This is a genomic window from Staphylococcus saccharolyticus (genome assembly GCF_900458815.1).
In the GTDB taxonomy this organism is placed as follows: Bacteria; Bacillota; Bacilli; order Staphylococcales; family Staphylococcaceae; genus Staphylococcus; species Staphylococcus saccharolyticus.
On record NZ_UHDZ01000001.1, the window covers coordinates 662,761 to 681,024 of the forward strand.

Genomic DNA, 18,264 nt, shown 5'->3' on the forward strand with positions numbered 1-18,264 from the left:
TCTTCAAGAGTAGACCTAGTCTTTTTAATTGCAAATTTAATATTTTCTTAAAAAATCGAGATGACGTTGATAAAGTTTTTGGGCAATGTAGGATTGAACATGAGTTAAAATCTTTTCAATAATTTGTGTTCGATGAGCTAATATACGAATGGCAAAGCCGTGTGTAGGTAAATAAGATATTCCTAATCTACAATTGTAATGATTTTCGAAGTTAGCAATGCATTCATATACTTCATCAATAAAGTTTTGATTAACTTCAGGGTGAATGAAATATGCTGATCCTAAATGAGTAAAATCTTCCATATAACCAATAGAGTTAATTTGATTTTTTTTAGGATCTAATAACATATTGTCATACGTTACTAATTCATTATCAACATAAATTTCATTAACTAAATGCATATAATTATATGTGAAATCTTGATCATCAGACGAATAACCTGGAGTTAAAATATCTGTGTAAAACATGGAACTATCTTTTTCAAGATTAAAAGTGTTATGTTGATAAAATTTAGCATCTTCGTAAGCAATAATTGGATCAGCGACAAATTCCATATAAGAATGATTTCCTAGATTAAACTTTTGATATTGTTCAACATGATCATTCGGTGTTTTATATATTTTTGTTGCACCCTGAGAGGTAAGCGTAACTTGAGCATCATCTTCAAGATTAATATTTAAACGGTATCTATCACCATCTAAATATCCACCACCTACATTAACAATATAAAATGTTGGAATCGGTGATTGATTGAGATATATAGGTCGAATGACTTTGAGTGCCTTTTCAAAGAATATATCTCTGGCAACTGAGCGATGCCCATTATTAAATACAGTTAAATCTAACTGACCTGTCCAATTGATTTCCGACATTATGCTAATCCTTTAAGCAAGGTGTCTCTTTCAATCCATTCTATGACTTCATCAAGACCTTCATCTGTTTTTAAATTAGTAAATGCAAAGGGGCGATTGCCACGAAAAACTTGCGTATCTTTAGCCATTTGGTCAAGAGAAGCACCAACATATGGTGCTAAATCTGTTTTATTAATAATGAAGAAATCAGACTTAATCATACCTTGACCACCTTTACGTGGAATTTTTTCCCCTTGTGCAACGTCAATGATATAGATAGAGAAATCTACGAGTTCAGGACTAAAGGTAGCTGCTAAATTATCGCCACCAGATTCAATAAAGATAAGTTCAATATCATCATTGCGTTCTAATAATTCATCAATAGCAGCAAAGTTCATTGATGCGTCTTCACGAATAGCAGTGTGAGGGCAACCGCCTGTTTCTACACCTATAATTCTATCTGCTGGTAGTACGCCAGTATTGACTAATATTTTTTCGTCCTCTTTAGTATAAATATCGTTAGTGATTACACCAATACTCATATCTTTTGCGAGACGTTTTACAACTTTCTCGATAAGTTGTGTTTTACCTGCGCCAACAGGACCACCAATACCAATTTTAATTGGATTTGACATAAGTTTGGCCTCCTATGAAATAAAGATTCTTACGTGTACATTTTCATGCTCCATTTGATTAAGTTCTAAACCTGGAGTGGTCATACCGAAGTTTGATTCGTTTAATGTTAAAATGTTATCTCTTGTTTGTTCTATATATGGTATCATCTCTGTAACAACACGTTGACCAGATGTTTGTCCAAGAGGTATAGCTCTAACAGCATTTTGGGTTAAACTTGAAACATTTTGATATAAATAATAATCAATAATAGTGCTAATATCAATGCCTAAATGGTACCCCAACATAGTAAAGCAAATAGCAGGATGAAGCTTGGCTTTTTTATGTTTCATTTGCTCATAATACCACTTTATCCATTCACTATCGTATAGTTCCAAAGCTAATTTAACCATACGTGTTCCCATTTGTTTAGCACCTACACGTGTTTCTTTCGGTATGCTCTGAACAAAGATTTTTTGATCGATGTCTAAAATTTTATCTTTGTTATACTCTTCTAATGCTTGATATACAATTTTCATAGCCAAACCACCTGAATAGGTTAGCTGTTCGTTTAAAAATAATTGTAACCATTCAGTAAATGATTCAGCATTATTGACAGTTTCACGCTGAATATAGGTTTCAAGTCCAAAAGAGTGACTAAATGCACCTGTTGGAAACTGTGAATCACAGAACTGAAATAGTCTTAAATATCGATGATCAATCATGTGAATGTCCTATATGACGGAATGCTTGATTTACTTTTCTATCTTCATGGCTGTAGGGAATATCCAGTTCTTTTAATAAATCTTCAACGAGATAATCGTATTGTACTAACATTTCAGTTTCTGTGAATTGAGCTGGTAAGTGACGGTTGCCTAATTGATGAGCAATGTCACCCATTTCTTTAAGTGTTCTAGGTTTAATAACTAATAAGTCCTCTGAATTAACGTCAACAATTATCATATTTGAGTTATCTTGATATAAGATGTCACCGTATTGTAGATCAATAGGTTGCTTTAAACGAATACCAATTTCGTTGCCATGATCTGTAGTGACGCGTTGAATACGTTTTACCAAATCTGAGTTTTCCAAATAAACCTTTTCAATGTGCTTTTGTTTATCTTCAGGAGATAAGTTTGCAATGTTGCCTTGAATTTCTTCTATAATCATGTTTTTCTACCTCCTAGAATAAGAAGTATTTTTGAGATAATGGTAATTCAGTAGCGGCTTCACTTGTGATTTTTTCACCGTCAACGAATACTTCATAAGTTTGTGGGTCTACATCTAATTGAGGTGTAGCATTGTTATTTTTCATATCTGCTTTAGATAAGTTGCGAATATTTTTAACAGGGCGCACCATACGTTTTAAATTTAATTGGCGATATATACCATTTTCATACGCAGTATTTGAGACGAATGTCATTGCAGTATGAGTCATGTTTCCACCATATTGACCGTACATTTTACGGTATTTTTGAGGTTCAGAAGTTGGGATTGAACCGTTTGCGTCACCGTTAACAGCAGAATTAATAATACCGCCTTTAACTACAAGATCAGTCTTTACACCAAAGAATGCGGGTTCCCACATTACTAAATCTGCCAGTTTACCTGCTTCTATTGAGCCTACATAATCGGAAATGCCATGTGTAATTGCTGGATTAATAGTATATTTAGCAATATAACGTTTTATACGATTATTGTCATTATATTCTGAGTCTCCACCAAGTAAGCCACGTTGTTCTTTCATACGATGTGCAACTTGCCAAATACGTAGAATAACTTCACCCACACGTCCCATTGCTTGAGAGTCAGAACTAACCATACTAAATACACCCATATCTTGAAGTACATCCTCTGCTGCGATTGTTTCTTTACGAATACGTGAATCTGCAAAGGCAATATCTTCAGGAATTGATGCATTTAAATGGTGAGTAATCATAACCATATCTAAATGTTCATCAACGGTATTGTGTGTATATGGAAGTGTAGGGTTAGTTGAAGAAGGCAGGATATTTGGATAAGATGCTGACTTAATTAAGTCAGGAGCATGTCCGCCTCCAGCACCTTCTGTATGATACATGTGTAAAACACGATTTTTAACGGCTGCCATTGTATCTTCCATAAATCCAGCTTCATTTAAAGTATCAGCGTGTAATGCAATTTGAACATCAAATTCATCAGCAACGTCTAAAGCATGACTTAATGCTGATGGAGTAGCACCCCAATCTTCGTGAACTTTGAGACCAATAGCGCCAGCATGAATCTGCTCAATAAGTGCGGTATGGTTTACAGCTTGGCCTTTACCAGTGAATCCGACATTAATAGGGAATTCTTCTGCTGCTTCTAACATACGATGGATATGCCAAGGACCAGGTGTTACTGTTGTTGCTTTAGCACCCTCAGATGCACCAGTACCGCCACCGATGTGTGTGGTAATGCCACTTTCAAGAGCAACTTCAGCTTGTTCAGGATTTATAAAATGAACGTGTGTGTCAATCCCTCCTGCAGTCACAATTTTACCTTCGGCTGCAATGATATCTGTTGTTGATCCAATAATAATATCCACGTTATCAATAATATCAGGATTTCCTGCTTTACCGATTTTAAAGATATAACCATTTTTAATACCAATATCAGCTTTGACAATTTTGTCATAATCTATAATCAGTGCATTAGTTAACACTAAATCAGCAACATTTTTATCATCTCTTGTTACGTTAGGGTTTTGAGCCATACCATCACGAATAGATTTACCGCCACCGAACGTAGCCTCGTCTCCGTAGTTTGCATAATCTTTTTCAACTTGTGCAAAAAGGTTTGTATCACCTAATCTTACTGAGTCTCCAACGGTAGGGCCGTATAAACTCGTGTATTGAGATTGTGTCATTTTGAAACTCATGCTTGATTACCACCTTTTTTATTTGCGTTTTCTTCGCCTTCATCATTAAGAACGGCAGCACTATCGTCAGAACGACTTGGTCGGAATACGAGTTCTTCGTCTATTTCTCCATTGACTAAGCCACGAAAACCATATACTCTACGACGACCTGCGTACTCTACAAGTTGTATTTCTTTTTCATCACCAGGTTCAAATCGTACTGCAGCTCCTGCTGGAATATCTAAATGCTTACCATATGCTTTTTCTCTATCAAATTCTAATGCTTTATTAGCTTCAAAAAAGTGAAAATGAGAACCAACTTGAATTGGTCGATCTCCAGTATTTTTTACTTCAATAACTGTTTCAGGATGATGTTTATTTATCTCTATTTCAGTATTTTTTACTTTGATTTCACCAGGAATCATTAAATTGTCCTCCTTAAACTATAGGATGATGAACTGTAATTAATTTAGTACCATCTGGGAATGTTGCTTCAATTTCAAGTTCAGTTATCATACTAGCTACACCATCCATGACATCTTCTTCATTTAAAATTGTTTTCCCGTAACTCATAAGTTCAGCAACAGTTTTACCATCTCGAGCTCCTTCAAGTAATTCATCACTAATTAAAGCGAGTGCTTCTGGATGATTAAGTTTAAGGCCTCGAGCTTTTCTACGACGAGCGACTTCTGCAGCCACAACTATCATAAGCTTGTCTTGTTCACGTTGTGTAAAGTGCAAAATTATCCCTTCTTTCAAATTAATTTGCCTTGCAAAAATAATATTAAAACGATTTAATGAGATTAACAAGTATAATGGTTTAATAGTTTTTCCGTTTTAATAAATATGATTTAAACTTAGTGTATATTCGTCATTAAATATTAAAACTATCTAATATAAAAAAATTTGTATTAATTTAAAAACAATTGATTCAAATGTTATTTAATGAGGTATTAGGAAATTAACTTAAACTTAAGATTTAAAGTGAAATAATTGGAGGCTAAAGAATTGAAAGTAATTGATATTATTCTGAAAAATATTTCTCAAGTACTATTAATAAATAATAAATGGACTGGGTTATTTGTCTTAATAGGTTTATTTATAGCAAATTGGAAAATTGGTTTAAGTGCGCTCATAGCTAGTTTGGTTTCTTACGTCTTAGCGTCATACATGAATTATTCAATAGAAGAAATAAATAATGGTTTAGCTGGGTTTAATCCTGTTTTAACTGCTATAGCACTTATTTTATTTTTAGACAATAATTGGAGTGGCATAATCGTCACAATTATAGCTACGGTTTTGACGTTGCCAGTTGGTGCTGCAATACGAGAATTGTTAAAGCCTTATGGAATAGCCATGCTAACTTCTCCTTTTGTTATTGTCACTTGGATAGCCATACTTATTCCTGGTCAAGTTAAATCATTAAACACGCAACTTGATATCATTCCAAGTCAAGTTAACAAGACTTCATTTTCACATAATTACGAACATATTCAAATTCTTCAATCTATACTTGAAGGATTTAGCCAGGTATTTTTAGTACCTAGTTTGCTCGGTGGATTACTTATTATTATTGGCATTTTCATTGGATCTAAAAAAGCGGTGATGTTAGCATTATTAGCTAATGTGGTTGGTTTTATTGCCATAGCTGTATTAGGTGGTAATACTAACGAAATCAATGAGGGATTGTTTGGTTATAATTTAGTACTAACCGTTATAGCTTTAGGTGTTACATTTAAGACATCAATGAATGCATATATTACTACAATATTAGGTGTCATATTAACGGTATTTATTCAACTAGGGCTTAATACACTATTGATGCCTTTTTGTTTACCAGCTTTAACCGTTCCATTTATATTGGCTGCTTGGTTGATGCTTTTTGCCGGAATTAACCACACTTCTAAAGATTAGTGATCATTAAAAAAATCTAAAACTCAATTATCAGTATCATTTCAATCCTAAATGAAAACATTTTTATTTTTAATATAGCCTATATGTAGTTTTTCTAAGTAAGACTAAAACGTGATGCTTTTCTATATTAAAGTCGAGTATTAAACTAGGAATAATTATATGTTAGAAATTACGTTCTTGGGGCGAGAAAGTTGGTACAGTCTTTTCTAGTACACACAGATATTCAAAAAAGATGGATTGAAAAATTCAAACAAGTAGAGGCTCAATTTAAAGCTCGGGCTGCTGAGCATGATCTTAAAGCGCAATTTCCATTTGAAAATGTTCAATGGTTAATTAACGAAGGATATACTAAATTGACATTGCCGGAAGCGTATGGTGGAGAAGGTGTAACGATTGAAGATATGGTCATCTTACAAAGCTATCTAAGGGCCATAGACGGTGCAACTGCTTTATCAATTGGATGGCATTTAAGTGTTATTGGTCAAATTTTTCAACAACAGATGTGGGATCCTTCAATGCTACAAGTATTTGCTCGAGAGGGCCCTTGTAAATAGAGCTGTGAGTGAAGCTGAAACAGGCAGTCCTACTAGAGGTGGTCGACCTTCCACGTATGTTGTTAAGGTTGACGGAGGATATAAACTCAATGGTGTTAAAACATTCACATCAATGAGTAAAGCTTTAACACATTTTATAGTTGGAGCTTATGTTGAAGAAACAGAATCAGTAGTCTTCTTTCTAGTACCTCGTTCTTATAAAGGAGTTGAAGTTTCTGAAAATTGGAATATGGTTGGTATGCGTGCAACTGAGAGCCATGATCTCGTGCTTAATGATGTGGTTATTCCAAACGACAATTATGTAGAATCTCATCGTCAATCACAACCAAATTGATGTCTTCTTCATATTCCAAGTTGTTATTTAGGCATAGCTCAAGCAGCGCATGATTATGCTGTGAACTTTGCTCGAAATTACAGTCCTAATAGTATTACAGGTACAATTGCAGAGATACCTACAGTTCAACAGAATCTTGGAAAAATGGAAAGTCTTTTATTATCAGCAAGGCATTTTCTTTGGAGTACAGCTCAGGGATATCAATTATATAAAAATGAATCACAAATTTGGAATGTCACTGCTGCCAGCAAAGTAATGGTGATGAACCAAGGATTAGAAATTATAGACTTAGCTATGAGAATCGTTGGTGCTAAATGTCTTGAAATGGAAAGACCTCTTCAACGATTCTATAGAGATATGCGTGCAGGATTACACAATCCGCCAATGGAAGACATGGCATATACAGATATTGCTAAAAGTATTACGGACAACTTGTGATAATAGCATAATAATAAAATTAAGGAAACGGACAATCTATTTTAATAGAGAGTCTGTTTTTTTATTTAAAAAAAGATGAGTATTTTAATGTGTTTAAGTTTTTTTATAAAGGAAGTTATAAATATATTGAGACAAGTTTTTGAAATTTTCCTTTTTTAAAAAATATCATAATTAATTTGTTAAAATAATTAAAAAGAATGATAGGAGAATTTAACATGACAAAAGTATACTTTAACCATGATGGTGGTGTAGATGATTTAGTCTCGTTATTTTTATTACTACAAATGGATAATTTAGAGTTAATTGGAGTCAGTACAATCGGTGCAGACTGTTACCTTGAACCTTCAGTTAGCGCTTCTATAAAAATTATTAATCGATTTTCTAAGCAATGTTTACAAGTTGCACCGTCATATGAAAGAGGGAAAAATCCATTTCCAAAGGAATGGAGAATGCATGCCTTCTTTATGGATGCATTACCAATGTTGAATGAATCTCATATACACAAACGTAGTAAAATGAGTGACTATGAAGTATATGAAGATCTTATTCAGAAAGTAAAAGCTAGTAATGAAAAGGTCACTTTATTATTTACAGGGCCATTAACTGATTTAGCAAAAGCTATTAGTTGTGATAAATCATTTCTAAAAAATGTCAATAAATTAGTGTGGATGGGGGGAACCTTCTTAGAAAAAGGCAATGTTGAAGAACCTGAACACGATGGTACTGCTGAGTGGAATGCCTTTTGGGATCCAAAAGCAGTTAAAACGGTGTTTGATAGTGATATCAAAATTGACATGGTGGCTTTAGAAAGCACGAATCAAGTTCCATTGACGGACGACGTTCGTAAACATTGGGCTGATAAAAGAAGTTATGTTGGTGTTGATTTTCTTGGAGTGAGCTATGCAGCAGTACCTCCACTGACACATTTTGTTACTAATTCAACGTATTTCTTATGGGATGTTCTTACCACGGCTTATGTTGGTAAACCAAAACTTGTTAAATCGGTGAAAATGAACGTCGATGTTGTAAGTCATGGACCTAGTCAAGGAAAAACATTTAGAGATGATAATGGTCGTAAAGTGAATGTGATTAATTATGTTGAAAGAAATGTGTTTTTTGACTATATTATGCGACTTGCTCAAAACGTAAAAGTATAAAATGATATTCATCTAATAAGCTGAGAAATATCTTAAATACATTGTAAACATTTTATTTAATAAAGTTTACAATAATGATATAATCACTCTCATGTAAGGAGGATGAAATGATGACAACAAAATATTTAGTTTATACAGCATTAATGACAGCAATTATTTGTATTTTGGGCTTGCTACCTGGTATTCCACTTCCTTTTATGCCAGTACCAATTGTTTTGCAAAATATTGGAATATTTTTAGCGGGAATTATTTTAGGACGTAAATTAGGAGCATCGAGTGTGATTGTATTCCTGTTGTTAGTTGTAGCTGGTTTGCCAGTGCTTTCAGGAGGACGTGGAGGAATAGGTGTTTTTGCTGGGCCTTCATCAGGTTTTTTATTCTTATATCCGTTCATCGCGTATTTTATTGGATTAGTAAGAGATTGTTATTTTGGAAAAATAAACGTTTTAGTTTTATTTATGGCAACTTTCATTATTGGAGTTTTAGGATTAGATATTGTCGGTACTATAATAATGGGATTCATTATACATATTCCAATGTCTAAAGCATACTTACTATCTTTTACATTTATGCCATGTGATATCATCAAAGCAATTATTGCGAGTTTGATAGGGGCAACTATACTAAACCATACTCGTTTTAAAAGTTTGATACAATAAATAGTATAATTATAAAAAATTGAGGAGATATCTATGTCTGGAGTAACGTTTAAAGATATTTATATCGATGGACAACAATGGAGTAAGGATAGTCGTAAGATTATTTACTTAACTCCGCATCAACCACTACAGTATGCAAGCAACACATGGATATATCAATTGATGCCTACAATGACCCAATGGCTAAAAGATATTCAATTCCAACAACGTTTACATTTAAATCAATCGTCAAACCACCTATCTTTTTACTTTCCAGAAAATGAATCGCTCAATCAACAATGGTTAGATATAATTGATAGACATGAATTTGAACTTGGTTTAATGGAATTGTATGTCATAGAAGGCCAAACACTTATGCAACTCTCAATTAATGAGGATGTATATATCGAACGAGTGACAACTCACAATATTGAGGATTACTTGTATGTGTATGATTATTTTGCGCGACCATATGGTGAAGAATATACGTATGAAAGTCGACGATGCGTCCTTAAACATTTTTTAGTAGATAAAGTAGAGCGTTTGATAGCATATATTAAACAACATCCCGTTGGAATTGTTAACTTAATCATCACTGACAGAACTGTAGAAATTGATGGATTTGGTGTTTTAGAAGCCTTTCGACATCAAGGAGTGGGTTCAACCCTTCAATCATTTATAGGTCATTTAGCTGATCAGCGTCCTGTGATACTTGTGGCTGATGGTGAGGATACAGCTAAACATATGTATGTCAAACAAGGCTATATATTTCAAGGTTATAGATATCAAGTTTTAAAAGAAAATATAATATAAAAAGGATGGATCTCATTGTTACGATCCATCCTATTTTTAAAATACTATAAATTTTTAATACGTTCAGGATGACTATAAATATTGAATTTTCTGTTACGTATGAAACCTATAGCAGTGATATTTAAGTCTTGTGCGAGTTTGACAGCAAGTGATGTGGGGGCAGATTTAGATAATATAACTCCTACACCGATTTTGGCGGCTTTAATCAAAATTTCTGATGAAATGCGTCCGCTAAATATAAGAGCTTTATCTCTCACGGGAATGTGTCTTTGTATACAATAACCATACAATTTGTCTAATGCATTATGACGACCAATATCCTGACGATGCTCAAAGAAATCATTGCAATCACTAATAGCTGCATTATGTAAGCCTCCAGTTTGTTTGAAAATATTACTTGCACCTTGGAGTTGAGTCATCATGTTTAGTACCTGGTTTGGTAGAAGTTCGATATGAGTCATAGATGTTTTGGCGATGACTGCATCGTTTTGAAAGTAAAATTCTCGATTTTTTCCACAACAAGATGCAATCATACGTTTGGTCGAGTAGTCAAAGAAATTTCCCAATTGATGTGTGAGTTCTACGTGAGCACCCCCTTTACTGTCATCAATTTGAATTGATTCTAATTCATCTATTTTTGATATGACACCCTCTGATGCTAAAAAGCCCAATACAAGTTCCTCTAGATGATTAGGGCTGCAAATAATAGTTGCAAATTCATTGCCATTCACCCTAATTGTTAAGGGAAATTCGGTTGCATACTGATCTGTAGTTTGGCTTAATTTTCCATTTTCATATTTAACTATTATTTGCTCTTTAGACACATCTTTTCCCATATTTTAACTCCTTTTTAAATGTTTTACTTTCTACCATAAATCGAAATATATCCTTTTGCATATTTTTCCGCAGTAAAAACGTAAGGTCCTCAAATATAAAGTGTTTGGTATCAAAAAAATTGATAGCAGTGATTACTTTTTTGTACTTTTCAAATTGTAACTGAAGCGTATAATGAAAATTAATTGGAGGTAGACAATTATGAAACTTAAACACATTTTAGTTATAATCTTAACATTATGTCTGGTACTGGCGGGGTGTTCTAATACTAATAATTCAAGTCAAAAAAAGGAACCCACCAATTCAAGTAGTGAGAAAAAACAAGAGTTACAAATCTCAGCAGCAGCAAGTTTAACTGAAGTAAGTCAAGCGCTTGGGGATGAATTTAAAAAAGAACACAAAAATGTAGATATTAAATTTAATTATGGCGGGTCAGGTGCTTTGAGACAACAAATTGAAACAGGTGCACCTACAGATGTATTTATGTCAGCAAATACAAAAGATGTTGATATTTTAAAAGACAAAAATAAAGCGCAGGATACTTATAATTATGCTAAAAATACACTTGTATTAATTGGAGATAAAGATAAAAACTATAAATCTTTAAAAGATTTAAAAAGTAGTGATAAACTTGCGTTGGGTCAAATCAAAACAGTGCCAGCAGGAAAAAATGCTAAACAATACTTAGATGACAACAACTTATATGATTCAGTTAAAAACAATGTTGTCTATGCTAAAGATGTTAAACAAGTACTCAATTATGTTGAAACAGGGAATGCGCAAGAAGGTTTTGTCTATAAGACTGATTTATATAATCCGAAGAAAAAGACTGATAAAGTAAAAGAAATTGAAGAAATTAAACTTAGTAAATCTATTACTTATAAAGCTGGAGTAACTTCTGACAAAAAATTAGCCAGAGATTGGCTTAAATTTTTAAAATCACCTAAAGCAAAGAAAATTCTTGAAGAATATCATTTCGCTATGTAAGGAGCTATCAACCATGCTAGATTTAACGTCATTTTGGATTTCTCTACAAGTAGCCATAACAAGTACAATCATTGTTGCCATAGTCGGTGTGTTGATATCCAAATGGTTATATAATAAAAAAGGGAATTGGGTTAAAATTTTAGAAAGTTTTATTATATTACCTATCGTACTACCGCCTACAGTACTTGGTTTTATATTATTAATTGTCTTTTCCACGAAAAGCCCAGTAGGACAGTTTTTTATTAATATTTTACACTTACCAATTGTATTTACTTTGACAGGTGCAATTCTTGCATCTGTCATTGTTAGTTGTCCACTTATGTATCAGCATACCATCAATGGTTTTAGAAGTATAAATCAAAAGATGATAAACACCGCTAAGACGATGGGAGCAAGTGAAACTAAAATCTTTTTTAAACTCATTTTACCTTTATCAAAGCGATCCATTTTAGCTGGAATAATGATGAGCTTTGCACGTGCAATCGGAGAATTTGGTGCTACACTCATGGTTGCAGGATACATTCCTAATAAGACGAACACACTACCTCTTGAAATTTATTTTTTAGTCGAACAAGGCAAAGAAAATGAAGCTTGGTTATGGGTCCTTGTATTAGTTGCGTTCGCTGTGACAGTCATTGGTACTATCAATCTTATGAATAAAGATAAGTATAGGGAGGTTGATTAGTTGTTAGAGATAAAGTTAAATGATGTACTAAAACATACAACAATTAACATTGAACTTAATGACGGTGCTCCTAAAATATATGCTATTCAAGGGTTCTCGGGAATTGGAAAGACGACAATATTAAACATTATTGCGGGATTAAAAAAAGCTAAAAAGGCTTATATCAAGGTAAATGATTGCGTTTTAACAGATACAAGAAATAAAATTAATATCAACATTCAACAACGTCACATCGGGTATTTATTTCAAGATTATCAACTTTTTCCTCATATGAGTGTTTATCAAAATATAACTTTTATGGCTCGTCCTTCTGAACATATTAATCATTTGATTCAAACCTTAAAAATTGACCATTTATTGACGAGATATCCGGCAAATTTATCAGGAGGAGAGGCACAACGAGTAGCTTTAGCAAGATCTTTAAGTATGAAACCAAATTTAATTTTGCTTGATGAGCCTTTTGCGAGCTTAGATGATGAAACGAAAGAAGAGAGCATTGCACTTGTGAAAGAGGTTTTTGCTGAATGGCACATTCCCATTATTTTTGTGACACATTCAAATTATGAAGCTCAACAACTCGCACATGAAACCATTATATTGAATAATAATGAAAAATATAATAGCCGCAAAAAGGAGTGATTAAACACAGAATTATGAAAATTAATAGATTTATAAGGATAAAGAGAGGTTAGTGGATTTGAATCAGAAACGCTATTCAAGACAAATATTGTTCAAACATATTGGTGTTGAAGGCCAAGAGCAAATTGGAAAATGTCATGTGCTTATTATTGGTATGGGAGCTTTAGGAACACATTTAGCTGAAGGTTTAGTCAGAGCAGGGGTCGGCCAATTAACTATTGTTGATAGAGACTACATTGAATTTAGTAATTTACAAAGACAAACGTTATTTACTGAAAGTGATGCTTGTGAAGCTTTACCAAAAGTAATTGCAGCACAAAATGCTCTCCAACGTATCAGAAGCGATATTAATCTTCATGCATTTATTGAGCATGTCAATTACCATTTTTTAGAAAATCATGCTAAAGAAGTGGACTTAATCATAGACGCGACTGATAACTTTGATACAAGGCAATTGATTAATGATTTTTCATATAAATATCAAATTCCTTGGATATATGGAGGAGTGGTCCAGAGTACTTATGTTCAAGCGTCATTTATTCCTGGACAAACGCCATGTTTCAATTGTTTAATGCCTCAGTTACCATCAATTAATCTCACTTGTGATACAGTTGGGGTCATTCAACCAGCTGTAACAATGGCAACAAGTTTACAGTTAAGAGATGCCTTGAAGTTTTTGAGTGGTAATAAGATTAAAGCTCAATTAACTTATGGTAATGTTTGGGAAGGGGCGCATTATACATTTGGCTTTAGTCGATTGCATAATTTAGAATGTCCAACTTGTGGTAATCATCCGCATTATCCACATCTCATTCAGGAACACCAAAGTTATGTGATGCTATGTGGACGAGATACCGTTCAATATGAAAATAAAAAGATTTCTCAGGAAATATTGGTTTCTTTCCTTTCACAACACGCCATTCATTTTCATACTAATAAGTATATGACCACATTTGAATTTAAAGGACACCGTATAGTTTCATTTAATGGCGGACGACTTTTAATACATGGTACTAAAAAACCACAAGAAGCAATTCAATTAATTAATCAACTATTTGGTTAAACTATGGAGGAAAAAAGATGCATAAACATCAACATGAAGGTGTACATTTAAATAGGAATATCAATGTGGCAATATTAACCGTATCTGATACAAGAAATGATCACACAGATAAAGGTGGTCAACTTATACGTGAATTACTTGGTGATATTAATGTCAATGTTGATGAAAATAACTACAAAATCGTTAAAGATAATAGGGAGACAATTACTAAGCAATTGACATACTGGCTTGAGGATACCCAAGCATTAGATGTCATTATTACCACCGGTGGAACAGGTATTGCGCAACGCGATGTAACAATTGAAGCGATTCGCCCATTATTATCTAAAGAGTTAGAAGGCTTTGGTGAACTGTTTCGATATCTAAGTTATGCAGAAGATGTGGGCACACGTGCATTATTATCTAGAGCATTAGGTGGAGCATGTGGACATAAACTAATTTTTGCATTACCTGGGTCTACTGGAGCAATTAAACTCGCCATAGAAAAGTTAATTAAACCTGAACTCAATCATTTAATTCATGAACTGAATAAATAAAAAGTTTGAGTAATTGTGAGTGGAAGGATTTAATATATTCATAGATAGATTGTTAAGTGGACACTAAGACATCATTAATGCTTACTAGTGATTAACTATATTAGTAATAGCTGACGGACTAAACAATGTGCTTATGTCAATCTTTTAAAAATACTAATTCAACTCCTAGCACCGAGAATTCCATCCAGAAATATTCCAAGAAATGCAATCTGGGAGTTCGGGACCCAACAATAAAAATCTCAAAAGAAATTCACAGACAATGTAAATTAGAAAAGATGGGACACTGAATTCAGATTGAATTTTGTCCCACTTTCTTAATTGATTAACTTTAAATTGTTAATGTTTTAACAAGTACTTATGACTTATGTGATCTTTGATAATCGCCAGATTTACCACCAGATTTTGACTCTAAATATGTTTTACCAATAATCATGCCTTTATCTACAGCCTTTGTCATGTCATAAATTGTTAATGCGGTCACTGAGGCAGCAGTTAAAGCTTCCATTTCTACACCGGTTTTACCAGTCGTTGAGACGCTTGCACTGATATTTAATTGATATGAAGGAGCATGGGATGTGTCCCATTCAAACGACACATCAATACCTGTAAGCGACAAAGGATGACACATAGGAATAATCATAGATGTATTTTTGGCTGCCATTATACCTGCGATTTGAGCGGTATTAAGTACATTGCCTTTTTTATTGGTATTTTTTACAATTTGATTATAAATTATTCCGTTTACAGTAATACTTGAATGTGCACGAGCTAGTCTTTTTGATGTTTCCTTATCAGAAACATCAATCATTTTAGCGTTACCTTGTTTATTAATATGTGTAAAATCAGTCATTTTAATCCTCCTAGTAGGGTTTAGTATATCATGAGAATAATTATTTTTTGGAGATGAGTTATATGTCTGTTGAAAAAAGAAATCCCATATCAGTAAAAGAAGCTATCTCAAGAATTATGAAACAAAATGTTGAAGTACAAGATACGAAAGTAAGTTTGGAAGATAGCTTAGGACATGTATTAGCTGAGGACATTGTTGCAACATACGATATTCCTAGATTTAATAAATCACCATACGATGGTTTTGCAATTAGAAGTGAAGATTCTAAGGGAGCAAGTGGATATCATCGCGTGCATTTTGAAGTTATTGATCATATCGGTGCTGGCTCTGTTTCTAAAAAGACGATTGCAAAAAATCAAGCTGTCCGCATTATGACAGGAGCAGAGATACCCAAAGGTGCAGATGCAGTCGTAATGTTTGAACAAACAGTAGAGTCTGAAACAACCTTTAGTATAAGAAAGCCATTTAAACACTTAGAAAATGTATCATTAAAGGGCGAAGAAACTCGTACAGGTGATATTGTATTGAGTAAAGGGATGCATATTACTCCTGGAGTTATTGCTGTATTAGCGACATATGGTTATACCGAAGTACGGGTTACTAAAAAACCGAGTGTAGCTGTTATAGCCACTGGTAGTGAATTACTTGATGTAAGTGATGAGCTTCAACCTGGAAAAATAAGAAATTCCAATGGTCCTATGATTAAAGCATTAGCAGAAAAGTTTGGTTTACAAGTAGGTACATATAAAATTCAGCAAGACAATCTTGAAAGTAGCGTTGGAGTTATAAAAGAAGCTTTAGAGAGTCATGATATCGTTATTACTTCTGGTGGTGTGTCAGTAGGAGATTTTGATTATCTACCTAAAATTTATGAAGCTGTTGAAGCAGATGTGTTGTTTAATAAAGTTGCACAACGACCAGGAAGTGTTACAACTGTTGCATTTGTTCATAGTCAATTTCTATTCGGTTTGTCTGGGAATCCAAGTGCTTGTTTTACAGGTTTTGAACTATATGTCAAACCAGCTGTAAATATGATGATGGGTGCACGTTCGTGCTATCCTCAAATTATCAAAGCTACATTGATGGAAGATTTTGAGAAAGCCAATCCTTTTACACGCTTTATTCGTGCTAAAGTAACACTAACACCAGCTGGTACTACAGTTACTCCATCAGGATTCAATAAATCTGGAGCTGTTGTTGCGATTGCACATGCGAACTCAATGATTATGTTACCAGGAGGTACAAGAGGTTTTAAAGCTGGTCATACAGTTGACGTTATTTTAACTGAATCAAATGCTTTTGAAGAGGATTTAATACTATGATTTTGCAGATTGTTGGATTTAAAAATTCTGGTAAAACAACTTTAATGATGCATGCTATTTCATTTTTAAAGGATAAGGGGTATACAGTAGCGACAATTAAACATCATGGGCATGAAGGTGAAGATATTGTATTACAAAATGACAAAGTCGACCATATGAAGCATTTTAATGCTGGGGCTGATTTGAGTATTGTTCAAGGACATCATTATCAACAAACAGTGACTCGCCAAAGCAAACAGAAACTTGCTGACATTATAAAAGAATCTGTTACAATGAAGTGTGATATTATCTTGGTTGAAGGCTTTAAACATGAAAATTACTATAAAATTATTGTATATCATGAAGAAAATGAATTAGTTCAATTATCAAAATTGACTCAAATAAAAGGACTAATTAACTCTAATGATTTCAGAGCCTTTAAGAAATTAGAAAAGTTATTGTTAGAATTAATTAAGATTGAGGGAATGAAGTAGATGAAACTATTTGAAATTGTGACTGAAGCGATTCAGACAGAGCAATATAGAGATTATACAGTTAATGAACATCAAGGAGCTATAGTAGTCTTTACAGGTCACGTAAGAGAATGGACAAAAGGTATACGTACACAATATCTTGAATATGAAGCGTATATACCTATGGCGGAGAAAAAATTAGCACAAATTGGTCAAGAAATAGAAGAACAATGGCCTGGTACGATTACTACTATTGTTCATAGAATTGGTCCTTTACAAATATCAGATATTGCAGTTTTAATTGCAGTGTCTTCCCCTCATAGAAAAGACGCTTATCAAGCAAATGAATATGCCATTGAGAGAATTAAAGAAATTGTCCCTATATGGAAAAAAGAAATTTGGGAAGATGGTTCAAAATGGCAAGGTCATCAAAAAGCTAGTTATGATGAGGCAAAAAAAGGGGTGATAAGATGAAAGTGCTTTACTTTGCAGAATTAAAAGAGATATTAAATCAATCAGCTGAAGAATTTAATATTTGTAAAGATATTACAGTGGAAGATTTTGAAGTATTTCTTTTTCAACAACATCCAGAACTTAGTTCCAAGACATTTCAAATCGCATTAAATGAAGAATTTGCTAAAAAAGATGATATCGTTCAACCTCAAGATACGATTGCACTTATTCCACCAGTGAGTGGAGGGTAATT

Annotated in this window: 22 protein-coding genes and 1 pseudogene; 14 read left to right on the top strand and 9 right to left on the bottom strand. The window is 33.5% G+C overall.

Annotated features, from left to right (window positions below):
• Window positions 1–36: 36 nt before the first annotated feature.
• From DYE57_RS02980 to DYE57_RS03010, 7 genes are read right to left on the bottom strand one after another with little or no spacing between them, the layout of a single operon-like run.
• The gene (locus DYE57_RS02980; protein WP_115312811.1) at window positions 37–873 is read right to left on the bottom strand and encodes an urease accessory protein UreD; all 837 of its coding nucleotides are present in this window, start codon (window positions 871–873) and stop codon (window positions 37–39) included.
• A complete protein-coding gene (gene ureG, locus DYE57_RS02985) occupies window positions 873–1,487 on the bottom strand; it encodes an urease accessory protein UreG (protein WP_115312812.1) in 615 nt (204 codons plus the stop codon). Before ureG ends, DYE57_RS02980 begins: the two co-directional genes overlap by 1 nt.
• 12 nt (window positions 1,488–1,499) lie before the next feature.
• Complete coding sequence (locus tag DYE57_RS02990; protein ID WP_115312813.1) at window positions 1,500–2,189, bottom strand: urease accessory protein UreF; 690 nt, start codon at window positions 2,187–2,189, stop codon at window positions 1,500–1,502.
• The gene (ureE, locus tag DYE57_RS02995) at window positions 2,182–2,634 is read right to left on the bottom strand and encodes an urease accessory protein UreE (RefSeq protein WP_115312814.1); all 453 of its coding nucleotides are present in this window, start codon (window positions 2,632–2,634) and stop codon (window positions 2,182–2,184) included. The genes DYE57_RS02990 and ureE overlap by 8 nt, the downstream gene beginning before the upstream one ends.
• A 13-nt stretch (window positions 2,635–2,647) precedes the next feature.
• Complete coding sequence (gene ureC / locus DYE57_RS03000) at window positions 2,648–4,363, bottom strand: urease subunit alpha (protein ID WP_115312815.1); 1,716 nt, start codon at window positions 4,361–4,363, stop codon at window positions 2,648–2,650.
• The gene (locus tag DYE57_RS03005) at window positions 4,360–4,767 is read right to left on the bottom strand and encodes an urease subunit beta (protein WP_115312816.1); all 408 of its coding nucleotides are present in this window, start codon (window positions 4,765–4,767) and stop codon (window positions 4,360–4,362) included. Before DYE57_RS03005 ends, ureC begins: the two co-directional genes overlap by 4 nt.
• 13 nt (window positions 4,768–4,780) lie before the next feature.
• Entirely contained in the window at window positions 4,781–5,083 is a 303-nt protein-coding gene (locus DYE57_RS03010) for an urease subunit gamma (RefSeq protein ID WP_002492818.1), read from the bottom strand.
• A 267-nt stretch (window positions 5,084–5,350) separates the two neighbouring features.
• On the opposite strand from DYE57_RS03010, the gene yut reads away from it, so the two are divergent.
• The 5 genes and pseudogenes from yut to DYE57_RS03035 all read left to right on the top strand — a co-directional run bounded on the left by yut (window position 5,351) and on the right by DYE57_RS03035 (window position 10,190).
• The gene (yut, locus tag DYE57_RS03015; protein WP_115312817.1) at window positions 5,351–6,256 is read left to right on the top strand and encodes an urea transporter; all 906 of its coding nucleotides are present in this window, start codon (window positions 5,351–5,353) and stop codon (window positions 6,254–6,256) included.
• A gap of 191 nt (window positions 6,257–6,447) precedes the next feature.
• Window positions 6,448–7,582, top strand: a pseudogene (locus DYE57_RS03020) (acyl-CoA dehydrogenase family protein).
• Between the two features lie 215 nt (window positions 7,583–7,797).
• Window positions 7,798–8,739, top strand: a complete 942-nt coding sequence (locus DYE57_RS03025) for a nucleoside hydrolase (protein WP_115312818.1) — start codon at window positions 7,798–7,800, stop codon at window positions 8,737–8,739.
• Window positions 8,740–8,849: 110 nt separating this feature from the next.
• A complete protein-coding gene (locus DYE57_RS03030) occupies window positions 8,850–9,398 on the top strand; it encodes a biotin transporter BioY (RefSeq protein ID WP_115312819.1) in 549 nt (182 codons plus the stop codon).
• 33 nt (window positions 9,399–9,431) lie between these two features.
• Window positions 9,432–10,190 carry a GNAT family N-acetyltransferase gene (locus DYE57_RS03035; RefSeq protein WP_115312820.1) on the top strand — a complete coding sequence of 253 codons (759 nt, stop codon included), beginning with the start codon at window positions 9,432–9,434 and terminating at the stop codon, window positions 10,188–10,190.
• Between the two features lie 44 nt (window positions 10,191–10,234).
• Here DYE57_RS03035 and fdhD read toward each other — a convergent pair whose 3' ends face one another.
• Window positions 10,235–11,026, bottom strand: a complete 792-nt coding sequence (gene fdhD / locus DYE57_RS03040; protein WP_115312821.1) for a formate dehydrogenase accessory sulfurtransferase FdhD — start codon at window positions 11,024–11,026, stop codon at window positions 10,235–10,237.
• Window positions 11,027–11,225: 199 nt separating this feature from the next.
• Between fdhD and modA the strand changes: the two genes are divergently transcribed.
• Genes modA through DYE57_RS03070 form a run of 5 tightly spaced genes read left to right on the top strand, consistent with a single transcriptional unit; the run spans window position 11,226 to window position 14,934 of the window.
• Window positions 11,226–12,011 carry a molybdate ABC transporter substrate-binding protein gene (gene modA / locus DYE57_RS03050; RefSeq protein ID WP_115312823.1) on the top strand — a complete coding sequence of 262 codons (786 nt, stop codon included), beginning with the start codon at window positions 11,226–11,228 and terminating at the stop codon, window positions 12,009–12,011.
• Window positions 12,012–12,024: 13 nt separating this feature from the next.
• Window positions 12,025–12,696: a molybdate ABC transporter permease subunit gene (gene modB, locus DYE57_RS03055; protein ID WP_115312824.1), complete on the top strand. Its 672-nt coding sequence runs from the start codon at window positions 12,025–12,027 to the stop codon at window positions 12,694–12,696.
• Window positions 12,697–13,335, top strand: a complete 639-nt coding sequence (locus tag DYE57_RS03060) for an ATP-binding cassette domain-containing protein (RefSeq protein WP_115312825.1) — start codon at window positions 12,697–12,699, stop codon at window positions 13,333–13,335.
• Window positions 13,336–13,393: 58 nt separating this feature from the next.
• Window positions 13,394–14,398 carry a ThiF family adenylyltransferase gene (locus DYE57_RS03065; RefSeq protein WP_115314115.1) on the top strand — a complete coding sequence of 335 codons (1,005 nt, stop codon included), beginning with the start codon at window positions 13,394–13,396 and terminating at the stop codon, window positions 14,396–14,398.
• Between the two features lie 17 nt (window positions 14,399–14,415).
• A complete protein-coding gene (locus tag DYE57_RS03070) occupies window positions 14,416–14,934 on the top strand; it encodes a MogA/MoaB family molybdenum cofactor biosynthesis protein (RefSeq protein WP_115312826.1) in 519 nt (172 codons plus the stop codon).
• A 355-nt stretch (window positions 14,935–15,289) separates the two neighbouring features.
• Here the strand turns inward: DYE57_RS03070 and moaC are convergent, their stop codons facing one another.
• Complete coding sequence (gene moaC, locus DYE57_RS03075; protein WP_115312827.1) at window positions 15,290–15,784, bottom strand: cyclic pyranopterin monophosphate synthase MoaC; 495 nt, start codon at window positions 15,782–15,784, stop codon at window positions 15,290–15,292.
• A 62-nt stretch (window positions 15,785–15,846) separates the two neighbouring features.
• On the opposite strand from moaC, the gene DYE57_RS03080 reads away from it, so the two are divergent.
• Genes DYE57_RS03080 through moaD form a run of 4 tightly spaced genes read left to right on the top strand, consistent with a single transcriptional unit; the run spans window position 15,847 to window position 18,262 of the window.
• The gene (locus tag DYE57_RS03080) at window positions 15,847–17,106 is read left to right on the top strand and encodes a molybdopterin molybdotransferase MoeA (RefSeq protein WP_115312828.1); all 1,260 of its coding nucleotides are present in this window, start codon (window positions 15,847–15,849) and stop codon (window positions 17,104–17,106) included.
• A complete protein-coding gene (gene mobB / locus DYE57_RS03085) occupies window positions 17,103–17,579 on the top strand; it encodes a molybdopterin-guanine dinucleotide biosynthesis protein B (protein WP_115312829.1) in 477 nt (158 codons plus the stop codon). The genes DYE57_RS03080 and mobB overlap by 4 nt, the downstream gene beginning before the upstream one ends.
• Window positions 17,580–18,032, top strand: coding sequence for a molybdenum cofactor biosynthesis protein MoaE (locus DYE57_RS03090; protein ID WP_115312830.1), 453 nt, complete (start codon window positions 17,580–17,582; stop codon window positions 18,030–18,032).
• Window positions 18,029–18,262, top strand: coding sequence for a molybdopterin converting factor subunit 1 (gene moaD / locus DYE57_RS03095; protein ID WP_115312831.1), 234 nt, complete (start codon window positions 18,029–18,031; stop codon window positions 18,260–18,262). The genes DYE57_RS03090 and moaD overlap by 4 nt, the downstream gene beginning before the upstream one ends.
• Window positions 18,263–18,264: the final 2 nt, after the last annotated feature.

Bases quoted from the DNA above. Each gene is read 5' to 3' on its own strand.
- DYE57_RS03005 (WP_115312816.1), bottom strand. From the start codon at position 4,767: ATGATTCCTGGTGAAATCAAAGTAAAAAATACTGAAATAGAGATAAAT.
- mobB (WP_115312829.1), top strand. From the start codon at position 17,103: ATGATTTTGCAGATTGTTGGATTTAAAAATTCTGGTAAAACAACTTTA.
- ureC (WP_115312815.1), bottom strand. From the start codon at position 4,363: ATGAGTTTCAAAATGACACAATCTCAATACACGAGTTTATACGGCCCT.
- ureG (WP_115312812.1), bottom strand. From the start codon at position 1,487: ATGTCAAATCCAATTAAAATTGGTATTGGTGGTCCTGTTGGCGCAGGT.
- DYE57_RS02980 (WP_115312811.1), bottom strand. From the start codon at position 873: ATGTCGGAAATCAATTGGACAGGTCAGTTAGATTTAACTGTATTTAAT.
- modB (WP_115312824.1), top strand. From the start codon at position 12,025: ATGCTAGATTTAACGTCATTTTGGATTTCTCTACAAGTAGCCATAACA.
- DYE57_RS03070 (WP_115312826.1), top strand. From the start codon at position 14,416: ATGCATAAACATCAACATGAAGGTGTACATTTAAATAGGAATATCAAT.
- modA (WP_115312823.1), top strand. From the start codon at position 11,226: ATGAAACTTAAACACATTTTAGTTATAATCTTAACATTATGTCTGGTA.
- moaD (WP_115312831.1), top strand. From the start codon at position 18,029: ATGAAAGTGCTTTACTTTGCAGAATTAAAAGAGATATTAAATCAATCA.
- DYE57_RS03035 (WP_115312820.1), top strand. From the start codon at position 9,432: ATGTCTGGAGTAACGTTTAAAGATATTTATATCGATGGACAACAATGG.
- DYE57_RS03030 (WP_115312819.1), top strand. From the start codon at position 8,850: ATGACAACAAAATATTTAGTTTATACAGCATTAATGACAGCAATTATT.
- DYE57_RS02990 (WP_115312813.1), bottom strand. From the start codon at position 2,189: ATGATTGATCATCGATATTTAAGACTATTTCAGTTCTGTGATTCACAG.
- DYE57_RS03080 (WP_115312828.1), top strand. From the start codon at position 15,847: ATGTCTGTTGAAAAAAGAAATCCCATATCAGTAAAAGAAGCTATCTCA.
- DYE57_RS03025 (WP_115312818.1), top strand. From the start codon at position 7,798: ATGACAAAAGTATACTTTAACCATGATGGTGGTGTAGATGATTTAGTC.
- DYE57_RS03090 (WP_115312830.1), top strand. From the start codon at position 17,580: ATGAAACTATTTGAAATTGTGACTGAAGCGATTCAGACAGAGCAATAT.
- fdhD (WP_115312821.1), bottom strand. From the start codon at position 11,026: ATGGGAAAAGATGTGTCTAAAGAGCAAATAATAGTTAAATATGAAAAT.
- moaC (WP_115312827.1), bottom strand. From the start codon at position 15,784: ATGACTGATTTTACACATATTAATAAACAAGGTAACGCTAAAATGATT.
- ureE (WP_115312814.1), bottom strand. From the start codon at position 2,634: ATGATTATAGAAGAAATTCAAGGCAACATTGCAAACTTATCTCCTGAA.